General features: G+C 65.4%; 16 protein-coding genes and 3 pseudogenes. 7 read left to right on the top strand and 12 right to left on the bottom strand.

The features are described 5' to 3' along the window. Positions 1 to 95: 95 nt before the first annotated feature. Entirely contained in the window at positions 96 to 482 is a 387-nt protein-coding gene (locus RF637_RS02785; RefSeq protein ID WP_368844100.1) for a primosomal protein, read from the bottom strand. 87 nt (positions 483 to 569) lie between these two features. Between RF637_RS02785 and RF637_RS02780 the strand changes: the two genes are divergently transcribed. Next, complete coding sequence (locus tag RF637_RS02780) at positions 570 to 767, top strand: DUF5703 family protein (protein WP_094067061.1); 198 nt, start codon at positions 570 to 572, stop codon at positions 765 to 767. 13 nt (positions 768 to 780) lie between these two features. On the opposite strand, the gene RF637_RS02775 is transcribed toward RF637_RS02780, so the two are convergent. Together RF637_RS02775 and RF637_RS02770 are read right to left on the bottom strand one after the other, a co-directional pair. Next, the gene (locus tag RF637_RS02775) at positions 781 to 1,965 is read right to left on the bottom strand and encodes an acyl-CoA dehydrogenase family protein (RefSeq protein WP_368844099.1); all 1,185 of its coding nucleotides are present in this window, start codon (positions 1,963 to 1,965) and stop codon (positions 781 to 783) included. A 141-nt stretch (positions 1,966 to 2,106) separates the two neighbouring features. Next, positions 2,107 to 3,426, bottom strand: coding sequence for a M20/M25/M40 family metallo-hydrolase (locus RF637_RS02770; RefSeq protein ID WP_144996796.1), 1,320 nt, complete (start codon positions 3,424 to 3,426; stop codon positions 2,107 to 2,109). A gap of 211 nt (positions 3,427 to 3,637) precedes the next feature. Between RF637_RS02770 and RF637_RS02765 the strand changes: the two genes are divergently transcribed. Then, positions 3,638 to 4,144 (top strand): GNAT family N-acetyltransferase, encoded by a 507-nt coding sequence (locus RF637_RS02765; protein WP_231885618.1) that lies wholly within the window; start codon positions 3,638 to 3,640, stop codon positions 4,142 to 4,144. A 255-nt stretch (positions 4,145 to 4,399) separates the two neighbouring features. On the opposite strand, the gene RF637_RS02760 is transcribed toward RF637_RS02765, so the two are convergent. The 7 genes and pseudogenes from RF637_RS02760 to RF637_RS02730 form a co-directional block, all read right to left on the bottom strand. Next, positions 4,400 to 4,846, bottom strand: coding sequence for a pyridoxamine 5'-phosphate oxidase family protein (locus RF637_RS02760; RefSeq protein ID WP_098055514.1), 447 nt, complete (start codon positions 4,844 to 4,846; stop codon positions 4,400 to 4,402). 134 nt (positions 4,847 to 4,980) lie between these two features. Beyond that, entirely contained in the window at positions 4,981 to 5,790 is an 810-nt protein-coding gene (locus tag RF637_RS02755; protein WP_368844098.1) for an SOS response-associated peptidase, read from the bottom strand. Between the two features lie 31 nt (positions 5,791 to 5,821). Next, positions 5,822 to 6,544 (bottom strand): lipoate--protein ligase family protein, encoded by a 723-nt coding sequence (locus RF637_RS02750; RefSeq protein WP_064846977.1) that lies wholly within the window; start codon positions 6,542 to 6,544, stop codon positions 5,822 to 5,824. 131 nt (positions 6,545 to 6,675) lie between these two features. Beyond that, positions 6,676 to 7,110, bottom strand: a complete 435-nt coding sequence (locus tag RF637_RS02745; RefSeq protein ID WP_207387829.1) for a hypothetical protein — start codon at positions 7,108 to 7,110, stop codon at positions 6,676 to 6,678. 929 nt (positions 7,111 to 8,039) lie between these two features. Then, positions 8,040 to 9,152 (bottom strand): hypothetical protein, encoded by a 1,113-nt coding sequence (locus RF637_RS02740; RefSeq protein WP_368844097.1) that lies wholly within the window; start codon positions 9,150 to 9,152, stop codon positions 8,040 to 8,042. A 424-nt stretch (positions 9,153 to 9,576) separates the two neighbouring features. After that, complete coding sequence (locus RF637_RS02735; protein WP_368844096.1) at positions 9,577 to 9,792, bottom strand: hypothetical protein; 216 nt, start codon at positions 9,790 to 9,792, stop codon at positions 9,577 to 9,579. A gap of 74 nt (positions 9,793 to 9,866) precedes the next feature. After that, a pseudogene (locus RF637_RS02730) lies at positions 9,867 to 10,181 on the bottom strand (integrase core domain-containing protein); the annotation flags it as partial. A gap of 54 nt (positions 10,182 to 10,235) precedes the next feature. Here RF637_RS02730 and RF637_RS02725 point away from each other — a divergent pair. The 5 genes and pseudogenes from RF637_RS02725 to RF637_RS02705 form a co-directional block, all read left to right on the top strand. Next, positions 10,236 to 10,283 (top strand): annotated as a pseudogene (locus RF637_RS02725) (hypothetical protein); the annotation flags it as partial. A 352-nt stretch (positions 10,284 to 10,635) separates the two neighbouring features. Beyond that, entirely contained in the window at positions 10,636 to 11,514 is an 879-nt protein-coding gene (locus RF637_RS02720) for a hypothetical protein (protein ID WP_368844095.1), read from the top strand. 180 nt (positions 11,515 to 11,694) lie between these two features. Further along, on the top strand, positions 11,695 to 11,862 hold the full coding sequence (locus RF637_RS02715; protein ID WP_368844094.1) for a hypothetical protein: 168 nt from the start codon (positions 11,695 to 11,697) through the stop codon (positions 11,860 to 11,862). Between the two features lie 134 nt (positions 11,863 to 11,996). After that, positions 11,997 to 12,914, top strand: coding sequence for a hypothetical protein (locus RF637_RS02710; RefSeq protein ID WP_368844093.1), 918 nt, complete (start codon positions 11,997 to 11,999; stop codon positions 12,912 to 12,914). Positions 12,915 to 13,136: 222 nt separating this feature from the next. After that, a complete protein-coding gene (locus tag RF637_RS02705; RefSeq protein ID WP_368844092.1) occupies positions 13,137 to 14,984 on the top strand; it encodes a DUF262 domain-containing protein in 1,848 nt (615 codons plus the stop codon). A 145-nt stretch (positions 14,985 to 15,129) separates the two neighbouring features. On the opposite strand, the gene RF637_RS02700 is transcribed toward RF637_RS02705, so the two are convergent. Both RF637_RS02700 and RF637_RS02695 read right to left on the bottom strand, forming a co-directional pair. Then, positions 15,130 to 15,552 (bottom strand): hypothetical protein, encoded by a 423-nt coding sequence (locus RF637_RS02700; protein WP_368844091.1) that lies wholly within the window; start codon positions 15,550 to 15,552, stop codon positions 15,130 to 15,132. A gap of 40 nt (positions 15,553 to 15,592) precedes the next feature. After that, a pseudogene (locus tag RF637_RS02695) lies at positions 15,593 to 15,907 on the bottom strand (IS3 family transposase); the annotation flags it as partial. Between the last annotated feature and the right edge of the window lie 130 nt (positions 15,908 to 16,037).

Here is a 16,037-nt window from a genome sequence, read left to right as displayed (position 1 = left end):
TGCTTCCCGGCCCGTCCTGGGAAGCCGCTGGACACGCACGAAGGCCCCCGCCCGCGGCGGAGGCCTTCGCAGCTCACGTGATCCGATCCCCCGGGTCAGCGCCCGGAACGGCGTCCGTTCGAGGAATCACGGTCCTCGTTCTCGTCATCGTCATCGTCATAGTCGTCCTCGTCGATGAGATCCTCGTCCATCATCTCGTTGTCCTCGAGAAGATCGTCGTCATCATCGTCGTCGTCGTCATCATCGTCGTCGTAGTCGAGGTCGTCGTCGGAGTCGTCCTCCTCGGCGAAGACGGTGAGCGGGGTGACCTCGTCGTAGGCGTCGTAGAGGGCTTCCTCGTAGGCTTCGAAGGTGTTGGCGATGGCCAGGTAGGCTCCGTCCACCGTGGGATCGTCGTCCGAACGGCGGTTCGCCGCGGCGGCGAGGTGTTCTTCGAGGGCGTTGACGAGCGCTTGCAGCGCGGCGCGGGGATCGGTGCTCATGGTGTAGACGTTAGCCGTTATCGGAGCAGAATGGGAGCAATGAAAGAACAACGTCTGAAGCACAGTTCGGTATCCGGTCACCCCACCATGACCGGGCGCGACGACCGGTACGAGTACCTCTCGCTCACGGTGGCGCCGCGGGAGAAACCCGCCGAGGCACGCAGCCGGGTGCGGGAACACACCGAGTACGGCAAGTGGGAACTCATGCGCTCGGCGGTGCTCTACGGGGGCCAACGCCGCTATGTACTGCGCCGGCGGATCATGCGGGTGGACCGCACGTTCTGAGCCCGGGATCCGCTCAGGAGGAGACGGGTCCCAGCAGGGATTTCGCCGTGGCCGCGTGGACGGATTCCTCGTCCGAGGGGTGGTACATCCCCGCCAGCACGTCCCGGTAGAGCCGCTCGAGCTCGGAACCGCGCCGGTACTGCGCTCCCCCGGACGCCCGCAGCGCCAGGTCCACCACGGCGCGCGCGGCTTCCGTGGCCCGGTGCTTGACCCCGGAGAACAGGATGAACCACCGCGGCCCGTGCGCCGGCTCCCGGTCCGAGCCCAGGGCGTCCACGTCCGCGCACAACTGCCGCAGTTGCAGTTCCACCCCGTCCCGTAGCACACCGGCCCCGGCCACGTGCCGGCGGATGTCCGGGTCGTCCGAGTACGGGGCGTCCTTGGCCAGGGATCGCCTCGTGGTCGTGATCTCCACGGCCACGTCGATCGCGCGGTCGGCGATCCCCGTGTACACCGCCGCGAGCAACAGTTCGAAGCACCCGAAGATCCCCCACGCCACGGGGTCCGGGTTGGGTGCGGCAGGGGTCCTGGTGAGCACGTCCTCGGTGCGCAGCAGCGCACCGTCCAGCACCGTGGTGCACGACTGCGAGGCCCGCATCCCGAGCGCGTCCCAGTCCTCGCGCACCGTGACCCCCTCCGCCGGGGACCCGTGGTCCTCCCGAGTGAGGAACCCGAAGACGAGGGGTGCGGCGTCGTCGTCCCCGGAGACCCGGGCGTGGACGAGCAGGCGCGTCCAGCGCGGGGACAGGGACGTGAAGATCTTGGTGCCGTGCAGGCGCCAGCCCTCGGCCACGGGCTCGGCGCTCGTGGTCGCGTCGAAGAGGACGGAATCGTTGCCCGCCTCGGAGATCCCGAACGCGAAGACCTCCCCGGCCACGGCGTCGAGGAAGATCCGCTGCGCGCGATCGTCCCCGCGCAGGTGGAGGGTGTGGCCGATCCCCACGATCACGTGGTGCATGTTGATCCCCAGCGCGGTGGCCGGTGCGGCCGTGGCGAGGCGGCGCTGCGCCTGCGCGGCCTGCTCGAGCGTGAAGCCCAGCCCGCCGAACTCGCGCGGGACGAGCATCCGCAGGTAGCCGATCTCGCGCAGCGCATCGAAGTCCTCGGCGAAGAACGCATTGTCGCGGTCGGTCGCGGCGGCGCGGTCCCTGATCTCGGCGAGCAGCTCGTCGGATAGCAGTTCGGTCACGGCGGTCATGGGGGCTCCTTCGGTGGTCAGGCCAGTGGAATGGGGCGGAACGCGGGACGGGCCGGCGTCGCGCGGGGCGTGCACGAGGTCGCGAGGACTTGGCAGTACGACGCGGGGCCGACGTTGTTCGGGCCGGCGAGCGCGGGGGGCTCAGTACGTGCGCAGCAAGCGGTCCAGCACACGCGAACCGAACTCGAGCGAGGCCACGGGCACGCGCTCGTCCACGCCGTGGAACATGCCCGTGAAGTCCAGTTCCGGAGGCAGCTGCAGCGGGACGAATCCGTAGCCGGTGATCCCGAGCGTGGCCAGGGACTTGTTGTCGGTGCCCGCGCCGAGCATGTAGGGCAGCACCACGGCGTCGGGGTCCTCGGCCTGCAGCGCGTCCACCATGGCGTCCACCACGTTGCCCGAGAACGGTACCTCCAGCCCGATGTCCTCGAACTCGGCCTCGAAGCGCACCTTGTCACCCGCGAGCTCCTGGAGCTTCTCCATCACCAGATCACGCTGATCCGGCAGGAACCGCACGTCCACGGTGCCCTGCGCGGTCCCGGGGATCACGTTCGTCTTGTACCCGCCGTCGAGCATCGTGGGGTTCGAGGTGTTCTGCAGGGTCGCCCCCACGAACCGGGCCACATCCCCCAGTTCGCGCAACAGCCGCTGCGGGTTCTCCGGATCGAACTCCACGCCGGTCAGCTCGGTGACCTCGTCCAGGAACGCGCGGGTGGTCTTGGTCAGTTCCACGGGCCACGTGTACTGCCCGATGTTCGCCATGGCGCGGGACAGGTGCGTCACGGCGTTGTCCTCGTGCAGCCCGGAGCCGTGCCCGGCCTGGCCCTGTGCGATGAGCTTCAACCACAGCAGGCCCTTCTCCGCGGTCTGCAGCAGGTAGGCCCGCTTGCCGCCGATGTTCGCGGAGAACCCGCCCACCTCGCTCAGTGCGTCCGTGACACCGTCGAAGACCTCGGGATGTTCGCTCACCATCCACTTGGAGCCGTAGCGCATCCCGGCTTCCTCGTCCGCGAAGAACCCGAAGACGATGTCCCGCTCGGGCACGGTTCCCGTGCGGCGCATGTGGCGCAGCACCGAGAGCATCATGGCGTCCATGTCCTTCATGTCCACCGCGCCGCGTCCCCAGATCATCCCGTCCCGCACCTCCCCCGCGAACGGGTCCAAGGACCAGTCCTGCGCCGCGGCGGGGACCACGTCCAGGTGGCCGTGCACGAGCAGCGCGTCCGCGCTCGGGTCCTTGCCCTCGATACGGGTGAACACGTTCGCGCGGCCCGGGGCGGACTCGAAGTACTGGGCTTCGAGGCCCACCTCGTGGATCAGCTCGGCCACGTACTCAGCCGCCGCACGCTCTCCCTTGGCCTCGCCACTCGCGTAGTTGCTCGTGTCGAAGCGGATCAACTCGCGGCAGATCCGGGCGGTCTCGCCCTCCGGTGTGGAATCGGTCTGGGGGTTCTCGGTCATGGTTCTCGCTCTCCTCACTAACGCCGGACGGTGGCCTCCGGGCTGCGGTCCCCGCTTGGGACGACGACGCCGCTCGCGCCCACCGCGGTGCCGTGGGCCGGGGCTCGGACGGGCCTGCCCCTCCACCGTAGTACGCCCGTGGAAACCGGGGTCTTCTCGGTTACCCTGAGGGGCAAGAACTACCGTGTGCACCGATGACCCATGGGAGGCCATGATGACTGGAACCATCACGCTGATCGCGCGGACCGAGCTGACCCCCCGGGAGCTCACGGCCACGAGCCGTTCCGTGACGGACGAGGACACCGCCGCGCTCGCCCGGTTGCTCCGGGAGGCCTACGGCTCCGGGACCGTGGGCACGCAGGAGGACGCGGAGACCACGGTCCGGGACGCGTTCCGGGGTGAGTTCGGCCCGTTCCTGCAGGAACAGTCGCAGGTGATCGAGGACGAGGACGGCAACCCCGTGGCCGCGGCCATCGTGCTCGAGCGCCGCGATGACCCGCACCTGCCGGACGTGCCGTACCTGTTCGAACTTTTCACGGCGTCCTCGCACCGCCGGCGCGGCTTGGCGGAGCAGCTCGTGCGCCAGGTCATGACGTCCCTGCACGAGAACGGCTACCACGAGGTGTGCGTGCGGATCCCGGAGGACAACTCCGCGGCGCTCGCGCTCTACCTCACGCTCGACTTCAACCGATGGATCCCGGAGCAGGACGAACTCTGACGGTGCTGCGGCTGTTCGGGACGCAGCTGCCCGGAACCGAGCCGTCCCAGACCGACCCGCCTAGAACCGAACCGTTCTGAACCGGATGCAAGAGACCCGGATCGCCTGAGGCGACCCGGGTCTCCTGCTGCGGATGGATGCACTGCATGTCGTGGAACGAATCGGCGTCCGCCGAGCGCACCGGCGCCCCTCCGTGACGCGCCCGCGCCGTCGTTCGACAGCGAGGCGCGAACCCGTCAGCGTGGCAGCAACCCGTCAGCGCAGCGTGAGCTCGTCGCTGCGCGGCGGGACCTGGGATGCGTCCGTGCGCGTGGCCCAACGCACCGTGATGTCCAGGACCCGCAGGTTCTCGGGATCGTTCGTGTCGGTCGCACCCGGGTGCTGTGCCGCAAGCGTCTGACCGGCCGGAGCGGCGTCGGCCCCTTCGAGGACCCTGGCCTCTCCCTCGAGCTGCACCTCGTGCGTGCCGTCGCGCATCACGACCATGGACACGCGCGGGTCGGACGTGATGTTGGAGAACTTCCGGGACTTGGTGTTGGTCCCGAAGACGATGTGTCCGTCGTCCGTGGCAGCCACGTGGACGTACGCGGATTCGGGATATCCCGTGCCGCTGTTGCTCGCGAGCACGCCGGCTCCGGCCGAGCGGACGAAGTCGATCAGCCAGCGCGTGTCATCGGTCAGGGTGTTGCCCAGTTCAACCATGTCTACCCCCGGTTATCGTCGGTGTGTGGTGCGTCGGCGCACCGTCTCCACCATAGGCAGAGGGCCGAGGTCTTGCGGTGCGGCGGGCCGCACCGAGGACATTCACCGGGGTTGTGACACGCCCCCGGCTGCGGTTACAGCAGGGTCTGCAGGGGTTCCACCAGGTACTCCCCCTGGGACTTCACCGACCCCACGTCCGTGCTCACGGCATGCATGCGCCACTGCGCGGCGACCTCCAACGCGCTGGCCACCGCGCGGTCCACCAGTTCCGGGGCGTGGTCCTTGTCCGGGGTGATCCATTCGCGCGCGAACGCTTCGGTCATGCCCATGGGCAACCGGTTGTGCAGGGCTCCCAGCGCGGCGAGGTGCGAGTTCTCGTCGTGCGCGTCCGGGGCCTCCCGCGTGAGGATCGAACACGAGAGCAACCACCGGCCCGCGTCGTCCTGCGCGTTCTTGCCCGGCCGGGTCTGCTCGGCGCGCGCGAGGTCTGCGGCGTCGTCGGGAACGTGCCACCACTCGTAGATCCCGGCGAACCAGATCGGGGAACCGTCCTCGGGGTGCACGAAGTACGGTTGCTTCTTCCCGCGCCCGGACTCCGGGGCCTTCCACTCGTAATAGCCGTCCGCGGGGATCGCGCAGCGCCGGGCTTTGACCGCGGCCCGGAAGGACGGTTTCTCGGTCACGGTCTCCGAGCGGGCGTTGAACATCTTGGACCCGATCGACAGCTCCTTGGCCCACGAGGGCACGAGGCCCCAGCGCGCGGCGTGGATCTCCGGGAGCAGCTGACCGTCCGGTGAGAGCCGCTCGAGCAGGATCGGGACCGTGTGCGTGGGAGCCACGTTCCAGTTGGGTTCCACGCCCCCGGCAATCGAGTCGTCGACCTGCGCGTCGAAGGGCAGTGCAAGCTGGCCCGGGGTCCGGGCGATCACATAACGACCGCACATGGTGCTCTCCTCCCGCGACGGGTTGTCGGTCCTACCGCGATCCGCTCACGGGGCCGTACCCCATGTAGGACGAGTATCGGTCGTACACGCTCATGAGCGCGGCCTCGACCTCGGCGACCGTGGTGCCCGGTCGGACGTCCGCGACGCACCCGGCGGTGGCCGGTTCCCACGACACACCCAGGCACGAATACACGTCCTCCAGGACGCTACGCAACGGCTCGGCTACCTCGATCACGAGCACCGTGGAGAAGTACCACGCCCCGGCCACGACACGCTGCGCGGTACCGGCGAGTTTGACCGGTTGGTTCGGATCCGCCGCTGTCCCCGGTGCGTGCACGCTGTACTCCCCCGCGCAGTACTCCCCCGGGATCTCTCCCACCTGGGCCGGGATCTCGAGTTCCTCGAGCGCTGCGACCACCATGTCCCCGAACAGGCGGTACCGGTCCTGGATACCCGTCTTAGGATCCGGATCCGGTTCCACGTGATCGATGACCAAGCAACCCCCGTGGTACGCGGCCGCACGGCCACCCACGCGGCGCACGAGCGGGGTGAACGCGGCGTCGAGCGCGGCCTGACGGGCCCGGGGGAACCCGGGGTTGAGTTCGTCGCGGCGACCGAAGGCCACCGTGGGCCGCGGTTGGTACACGCGCAGCACGGGTTCGGTGGCGCCACCGCGCGCGGCGTCGAGGATGGACAGGGCGCGGCGGTAGTCCTGTTCGGCGCCCAGGGACTCGCGCTGACGTATGAGTTTCATGCTGGCGCCAACTCTAGTGCAGCGGGGCCCGCTCGGAACCCGGACGCGGCGGCACGGGCGGGTCCGTTCCCCGCAACTCCTCGCTCACCCGGCCGGACGTGGCGCGCGCTACGTCGACGACGTGTGGAGCATCACGCCGCGGAGGTGGTCAACCGCGCGGCCGGACGGGGCGGGGTGATGAGCGCAGTGGCCATGCGGCTCTCCTCGGCCGCGGTGACCGGACCGTGAGCGGCGGCAGCTACCATCGCGGTCTTGAGCACGTGGTGGTTCGCGAGCAGATCCGTGGAGTTGCCCAAGGAACGCAGCACCCGCCACGACATGGCCACACCGCCGCGCGAGACGTAGCGATTGACGTAGCGCACGGCGGCGTTCCACCGTTTGCGCTGGTCACGGGTGAGTTCCGCGCCCTCTTCCTGTTCCTGCAGCCACGCACGAGCACCCACGAACACGCGGGACACCAGTTCACGTTCGAACGGTTCCACTGTGCCGGCTCCGCGCATGAGCTGGTTGAGCGTGCCCAGCTCGGCGACCGAGAGCACTGATTTGACGGACGATTTTGCGCGCATCACGTTCAAGCCCCCTACGAAGATCTCCCGTGGCGAGTGCATGACTGTGCAGTTCTTCACGGTTGTCGATCGTGCCCCCACCAACCCGGCGTTCCCCCCGGAACGCCTGAGGGTTGGCGGGAAACCTCTCCCCTTGCGGCTCCAGCCTAGGAACGGCGGCCACGTGATGACAGCCGCACATTGGGGGACGCACCCGCGCGCCACCCGCTCTTCATTCCACGGCCCATTCCACGGCCTTGTTTCCCGCACACTCCCGCCCAACACGCCCCCCTTGCCCCGCGGCGAGCGCACTGCACAACATCTGTGCTCCGATATGCACCGAAATCGGGGGTAAAAGTGGTCGTTTCGCGGCACAGATGTTCACCCATCACAGTCCACGCCCACCACACCCGCGGATCGCCCACCCACCACGGCATGCGACGAGGCCCGGGCCCGCATACACCGTGCGGATCCGGGCCTCGGAACGCCCTCCGGGAGGGGGGCGCTCAGTGACTGTGAGATGCCTTCCTATCTGAGCAATTGCTCAAATGTAAGAGACCCGAGAATCCAGGCCTGTCACCCCTCAACAGGCTCGTAGCTTCGCCGAGCTATCTGAGCATTTCTTGCATTCTGACATGTACCCGGCTATCACGAGGCAAGGACTGGTTGACACCCCAACGCCGTCTCAGCGCAGGACTGTTTGCTGAGACACGCGCCGTCAAACTGTTTTTTGCTGCCCTCGAGGATAGTCAAGCAGGGACACCGGGAAATACTACGAGCGAGCCGTCGCTGCTGCGTTCAATCTCAATCGCAACGTCTGTGTGGTGGGTCCCCGCAATGAGGCCATCGCCCAGGGCGCGAAGGCGATACGCAGCCTTGAGCAGTTTGTCCACCTCTCCTGGGGTGTACATGATGCTCCGGAAGCCACCGCGACGCTTCAGTTCCAGAGTCTACAGCCGAAGAAGAACTGATTCGATCCCTTTTTCCAATTCGTCAATACGACGCTCGTCGGCCTGCAACGCGCGGACGAAGGTCTCGAATGGACGGCTCGTCCCCTCCAGCTGCGCATGTTCCACGGCCTGCAGAACCAGCACCCGGCGCTTCAGGGCGATCGCGAGCCTCGCAAGCTCGAGGTGGGCACGGAAGGTGCCGCCTTCCTCCGTGATACCGGGGAAGGCACTAGTGAGGGCTCCAAGTTCAACCGAACCCTCCGGGAGCGCAGCCAGCGCGTTTTGCCACTTGGTCAGCCGGCTACGAGTCCGAACAATAGACGTGTCGATGGCGTGCGCGGCGGAGTCCAGGCCCAAGGACAGGCCGAGGCGGCTCTCGTCCAGGAGGATTGAAGTGGCCTTGTCGATAGCGTCACGGCAACCGTCGAGCTCATTGCGTTCGTTCTCGAGCTTGTCCTCATGCAGTTGCTCCAGCAGATCAGTGATCCGTTCGATCGATTGCTTGCGCTGGTGCTTGGCATGAGCGCTGACACTGACTGCCACGGCCATGAGCACCAGTGGGGCGGTCACCGTCAACGCCCCGGCGCTGGCGGCTGCCGCACCAGCGGTGGCGGCCGAGCCGGACGCCGCTCCCGCAACTGCCGCCTTACCGGCGACGGGAACGAAGGTGGCCTGCGCTGCGATGCCGGCAGGGCCGACCAGGGCGCCGTGAATCCCACCCGCATGCGCCTTGGCCGCCATTGGCTTCACAAGGCCTTTGCCGACCTGTGCGGCGACCTTTGCCGGTACCACCATGCGGTAGAGCACGTCACCGGTATCGGCTAGGTATTGCGTCGGCGGTGCTGCCTTGGCCGTTTGAGTGACGAGCTGCGACAACTGCTGTGAGAGCGGACTCGCTGCATGCAGCGCAATACCGCCCTTCCGCTCACGATTGGCCGGAATCGGGTGCGCTTCCAACGTCGCGATCGGAGCCGCTGCCAGTGTTACCAGAACCGTTCGCAGCTCTGCGAGGCGGGCGAGTGTCAGGCCCTCATCGCCTATCACATTCGGGACGCTTACTTCCTCCGTAGCCAGTGTCCACATGGGCACGGGCGCATTGCTATCGGCAGTCACGTCTTGATTCCTTCCCAGATGCACCCCCACCATAGGGGTCCTTCACGAATGAGCATGGGTACGGTCCGCGGGGATGTCTCGGGGAACCGCCGAGGCGAGAGCTCCTGCTCTCTCGTGTGGGCGCGAGCACTCGCTCCTCAGCCAGGTTTTCCGGCCCCTGTAGGTTCTCGGGATCGCCCGGGCGGAACGAGTGCCGAATGATGTGAATGTCCTGTAGTCATACCGGCGAGCCACAGCTTTCTCTAGCCCCGAGAGCACGTGCCCCAGCGTGAGAGACGAACCTCCAGCAGCGGGTGCAGTGGCCTGCGCATCAAGGGGAACAGGAGGCATTTCCTCCACGAGGACGCCCTATCCCCGGTCAGCTCGGGCCGTTCCCCCAGCATCCGAGCCCTCCATGGGCGAGGCCACGAGTGCAACTGAGGCGCTACTGGCGGACCTCAATCTTGGGATGGTTTTCCATGACCCACTCGGCCATCCGGCGGGTCCGCCTTTCGATGAACTTCAGCGTGGCTTCCCGGTACGTCACGTACTCCTCGGTTGTGGTCGGTGTACCGGGACGCTGGAATTCTTCCAACGGCAGGTAGAACTGAACCTTCTCGTAGTCGTCCGTCACGAGGTCTTGGAAAAGGAAGAAGGCCACGAACTCCTTGAACCCGCCGCCGAAGAGCGCTAAGAAGTCCGCGTAGGCGTTGATGACATCAGCGAGGGGGCCCTCTAGCTGTAAGAGGGCATGACGTTATTGGCACGGGCCGGAGTGCGTGAGGCCGGGGGCTGATCGCCGCAGGCGGTATGCGGCAGATGATAGTTAAAGTGGTTGACCCACACCCCGATCGCGTCCCGGCGGGCCTGCTCGGTGGCGTAGGGGCGGGCGTAGAGCACCTCGTCGGCCAGCAGCCGGTTGTACCGCTCCACCTTCCCGTTGTGGCGCGGGGTGTACGGGTGGATCCTCTGGTGCCGGCCGGCCAGGGCCTCCACGCAACGGGTGAAGTCCTTGGCCCGATAGTTGGCGCCCTTATCGGTGACCACCCGGACCGCGGCGTGCAGTTCCGCTCCCTCACCGAGGGCCTCACCACCACCGGCGCCATGGGCAAGGCCATGCTGACGATCATGGTCGCATTCGCCCAGCTGGAGCGCGACCCGCTATCCGAGCGCACCCGCGCCGATTTGGAGGCCGCCTCGGCGCACGGGAGGGTTGGCGGCGGGCCCCCGTCACCGCAGGCGACCCCAAGGTGCAGGACGCTGCCCGCTACAAAGCCCAGGACCTGTCCATCACCGAAATCGGCAAGCTCCTCAGCGCCTCCCGCCCCAGCGTCTACCGCTACCTCAACGCCGCGACCTAGGCTACCGCCACGTCAACAACGTGGCGGTAGCTGTGGCGGCCGGGCACACCCACAGGAATCCTCCGTCCGGAGGATCGTCCGGAGACGTCGAGGCAATGGGCAATGATGGAGGCCCCAGCCACACTGCACCGAGGAGATCCGCCTTGCCTCAGAAGAACACCGCGTCCCGCCATGTTGCCAGCTACGACCTAGGGATAGCCAAGGATCTGATGAGGACCATGCAGCTCATGCAGAAGACGCTCATTTCGCAGACCATGGGCGGCTCTGCTGCGGTCTCCGCGTTACAGAGGTCGCTAACCTCCCCTGTGCTGAAGGCTTTCGAGGAGCAGCAACGGCGCGTCACGATGCCTACCATCAATGCCTTGGCGGCTCAATACCGTGCGATCACGGTCCCGGCAGCGACGAGCTTGACCAGGTCCATCCTGGCCAGCTCTGGCGCCACCAGCATCCCGAAAGCATTCACCGCTCCTGTGCTGCCTCACTTCGAACTCCCCAGCATTCAGCGGATGATCACGCAGACCACGGCCCCGACTGCCTCACAGTTCCTGGCAACCGCCCCCGCCCTGAACCAGATCATCAGCGACATGGTGCGACAGCTGGAGGAGGCCGCGGAGCGCGAGGAAACCCTCGCGGATCTAAATACCGCCGAACCCGTGGAGCTCTTCCCGGACGAGCAGACCATGGAGCAGGCCTGGCATGACATCGAGCGCATGTTCCGCTCCGACAAGCAGATGCGCCGAAGCATCAAGGCCGATGCCAGGCGGCTTGCCACGCAGGCAAAGATGGGCCACAAGAAGCTTGTGAAGCTCTTGATGGTCGTCGTGTGGCTGTGCGCGGTCATCGGCCCGTGGACCGACGGCGAGAAGAAGGTCGACGACTTCGCAACGCCCATCGGACTACTGGCCGCCGAAATCATCACTTACCTAGAGGTGTACCCGGAGAGCCGGCCAAACCTGTTGCAGAAGAACGGGCCCCGTCGTCGGCGCCACCGTAGGAAGAATCACCGCCGCGGCCACCGCTGACCCGAGATCGGTGAGCTCCGGACCGCCTAATAAGCAGTGATAGCCAGGCACGGCACGACGGCGAGCGTTCGTCTCGGCATCCACGTAGTCCAGGTCTTCCCACATGCGGACACTTCCACCAGCCCTTAGCTGGCGGTTTGCATTAGCTACCATTCGGATATCGTCTACTAAGAGGAAGTCATGTCCCCGCACACACAGCGCCGCAGCCTCAAGCGGGAGCTGTTCCGCATCGCTACCCTCGTCGTCGTGGCCTGCGCCGCCCCCAGCATCCTCCCGTACGCGGCGGAGACGATCCCAGAGCTTGTCACCCCAGCCGTGACAGCCTGGATGAACGCTGGCCAGCTGTAGCGTCCGACTCGCCCCACGACAAAGCGCCCCACTCGGGAGAGGTCGGGGGCGCCGCGTTGCTCAGGAGTGCGTCCTTCGGGGCTACTGTCTTATCTGGACTTCGTTCGATTCTTGAGACAGGAAGAAGCCCCAGCATGAGCAGTCGTTCCGCCCTCAACCTGTTCGAGCACGACCTGCGACGCAAGCTGCAGGAGCAGCAACCGGGCGGGGGGTACGACCATCAGGCGGTAGAGGAGTTCGACCTCTCGCGACTCCTCATGGCGGTCATGAACTGGCGGATCTGCCTCATCCCGCCGCGCCCAAGGCAAGTTCATGTCTCCGAATACATGCAGTCCCAGCCAGAGATGGTCGAGCATATAGAGGCCGTGACGGAGATTGGCCGCAGGCTGCAGGAGGGCGCGGATGTGCTGCCCTACCTCAGTAAGAAGGCAAACAAGATCGTGCTGCATCGCGACAACGACACGCCGAAGCAGAGTCGAAAGCGTCGCATGGAGCTCGATGCCATGCTCTACGACTGGGGCGTGTACCACCTCCACCTCGGCACCGAGCCCGACCCAAAGGAGCCGGAGTACATAGCCCGTAAAGGACCACTGGTGTTCGCGGCCGTGAGCTCCGAGGAAGTCCTCATGGTAGGCATCTTTGGCCACGGCGACTGGGCCAAGGAACAGGTGGCTGAAATCATCACCACCAATTGGCCGCAGCACTCCAAGCTCAGGCCCTCCCTAACGGGTCTCCAGCCCGTAACGCCCGTTCCTCCCGGAGAGTTACAGGTGTTGCGCAACCATGGGGTCAACGTGCTGCCCGTGATTCAAGGCCGACTGCACTCATCGGCTGGACTGACCCTGGACGGCGGCTCGCTGGAGGTCGCCGACAGGGCTAATAACATCATCGGATGCCTCCAGTGGATCGACGGGCAGGTCGCCGCACACAGCCCTGCCTACCGTGTCGCCGAGAAGGTTGGGTGGTACGGGCTTGAGGGCGCCAACGGATTCGACCCCATCGTGGCGTTCCCTTGGTGGTATGACGGTGAGAACTGGCGACCTACCCCATGACATGGTGACTTCGAGGGTTACCTCCGAATCCTGGCGTCCGCCCCCGTGCTACATGCGGAGTCCCCCGCCAATAAGGAGCGCAGTCATGGCAACATTCAGGAACCCCATCTACTTAGAGGTTCCGCCGATTTGGACCGTTGCCGATTTAAAGGACATGACTTAAGTGGACGCCACGTCGGGGCTACACGAGGCGATAGCGATACGACAGTAAGGTATTGATGCATGGGATACCTGCCCCCGATGACGATCGCTGACACGCTGCTGCGCATCCAGAAGGGCGAGTTGATCCTGCCCGCAATACAACGGGAGTACGTCTGGAAGCCGTCGCAGGTAGTCGTCCTGTTCGACTCGATCATGCGCGGGTACCCGATTGGCAGCTTCCTGTCGTGGAAGGTCGAGCCCGAAACAGGGAAAAAGTTCCGGTTCTATGGGTTCCTCAGGGACTACAACGAGTTTAATGGACGGCATAACCCGACGCTTGATCTGGCCCCCGGCCAGGCAATCACTGCGGTTCTCGATGGCCAGCAGCGGCTGACGTCGCTGAACATCGGCCTGCGCGGAACCTACGCCCACAAGAAAAAGTACACACGGAGCAACAACCCCCAGAATTATCCCGCCCGCAAGCTTTACCTGAACGTGCAGGGCGAAGCGGAACAGAACGAAGCGGGCCTGCGCTATGACTTCCGCTTCCTCACCGACGACCAACTCGCTGCGGCAAGCACTGAGCAGGCACGGTATTGGTTTCCGGTGCACCGGGTCTACGAGACCGACGATCTTGGCGACCTGTGGGATCTCGCCGGCGACGCCGGGCTTGCCAATGAACGCGCGGCCCGCAGCATGCTTAGCCAGCTCTGGAAGGCGATCCACAGCGCCTCGGCCGTGCACTTCTACGAGGAGACGGACCAGGACGTCGAGCGGGTGCTCGATATTTTCATTCGCGTGAACTCCGCGGGCACTGTCCTCTCGTACAGTGACCTCTTGCTGTCAGTCGCCACAGCCCAATGGAAAGAACGTGACGCCCGCAGTGCAATCCACGGGCTCGTGGACGAACTGAACTCCACCGGACAAGGGTTCGGGTTCACGCAGGATGTCGTACTGAAGTCCGGGCTCATGCTGGCGGGCATCGGGGACATCGGCTTCAAGGTCAAGAACTTCACCGCCGAGAACATGGCCACCCTCGACCGCGACTGGGACACGATCAGCGACTCCCTCAAGGTTGCTGTGGGTCTCCTCAGCGACTTCGGCCTGTCTCATTCCACGCTAACCGCTGGCAGCGTGCTCATACCGATCGCCTATTACGTCCGCCGACGCGGCCTCACGCAGAAGTACCGCGAGTCCGTCGGCGACGCCGCCGACCGTGAGCGGCTACGTTCGTGGACCCTGCGGTCACTGATCGTCTCTGGCGTATGGGGCTCTGGCCTCGACTCATTGCTGCGGGACTTGCGTCAGACGATCAACGATCACGGCACGGACGGCTTTCCGGTTGGCGAAATCGAAAAGCGCATGGCCGCACGTGGCAAGTCACTTGCCATCACCTCCGAACAGGTCGAGGACATCCTGAACTTGTCCTACGGTGCACCCCGTACTTTCGCCGTCCTGGCCATCCTTTTCCCGCACGTGAACACGCGCAACATTCACCACGTCGACCATGTGTTCCCGCAGGCCCTGCTGTCTCGACCGAAGCTGAAGCAGGCGGGTATTGATGGTGACACCGCTAGCGAGCTCCAGATGAAGCGGGATCAGCTCCCCAACCTCCAGCTGCTCGAAGGGTCGGAGAATATGGGGAAGTCCAGCACGCCACCAGCCGAGTGGGCGTCTGCGGCTTTCATGCCCGACCAGTACCAGGCGTACCTTGACCGCAATGACCTTCCGCCGTTGCCCACCAACGTGAAGGAGTTCAATGATTTCTTCACTGAGCGCCGTGCAGCCCTTGCGCGGCGAATCACTGTCACGCTCGGGGGCACCACCACGACGACCGCCAGCACAGCGGACACACACACAGATGGCACGGAGTTGGCTCTTCGCGTGAGCATTGACGAGGAGATGGCCGAGTCGGCCTACGTTGAGTAGCAGACATCCTTGCGCGACAAGGCGATCAATTGTCGTGGCAGTGCGGTCGAAGCCCTGGACTCGAACGAGCGTGAACAGGTGGGCTTCGACGACTCATGCCATCCAGAGTGCCACCTAGTCGACGCGCCAATGTGCAATTCGGTCATCAGTCGCAGCTATCGCAATGCCCTGTCAAAGGTAGGTTTGTCCCGCAACTCGCGCACTGCGCGCCGGCCTCCGGTGTTTGGTGCAACGTGGGCCGTCGGGTCCGGCTCTGCTTATCCCAGTACAACGGTGTGAACCCGGCCTTTGCATCTGCCGGAATTTTGAGTGCATGTTTTTGATAGCACTTGAACCGCTCTTCAGCCGCGAAGGCATCCAATGCATGCTGGTCTTCCTGTTGTGGCTGCCCTGTCAACTCGAGCCAGTAATTGAACCCCATGCCGACCATCCCCGTGTCAGCCTGCACCACCAGAGAAGGAAGTGCTGGCAGGCCTCGCTTACGGCAGCGCTGAAGGACCTTGCCCAGGACGTTCCCAATCCAAAAGCGATCCTCCATGGTTGTGGCGCGCTTGGTCTTCTCAACCACGCGTTTGGGACTGCCGCACGATTAGGTGACAGTTGGGGTGTCAGGCCACGAGGCTCGCGGCCGGGTTCATGATGGTCTCGTATTCGATGGGGGTCAATCGGCCCAGGCGGGCCTGTCGGCGGCGTCGATGATAGGTGCGCTCGATCCAGGTGATGATCCCGATGCGGAGCTCCTCTCTCATCCTCCAGCGCTTGCGGTCCAAGACGTTCTTCTGGAGCAGCGCGAAGAAGGACCCCATTGCGGCGTTGTCCCCGGCGGCACCGACCTGACTCATCGATCCGATGAGGTGATGACGGTTCGGGGCGTGCACGAATTTTCGTGACCTGAACTGGCTCCCGCGGTCCGAGTGCACAATGCATCCGGCGGTGTCGCGACGCCTGGATATCGGGCCCTTCACAGATGAGTGTGGGTAAGGGCCCAAGCGGGGTGCGTGTCACGGGGGTCGGGTAGGGGTCGAGGCCTCCAGGATGGGGGTGCTGAATCCA

Source organism: Kocuria sp. CPCC 204721 (assembly GCF_040980945.1).
GTDB classification, from domain to species: domain Bacteria; phylum Actinomycetota; class Actinomycetes; order Actinomycetales; family Micrococcaceae; genus Kocuria; species Kocuria marina.
This window is presented reverse-complemented; position numbering and strand designations above follow the sequence as displayed.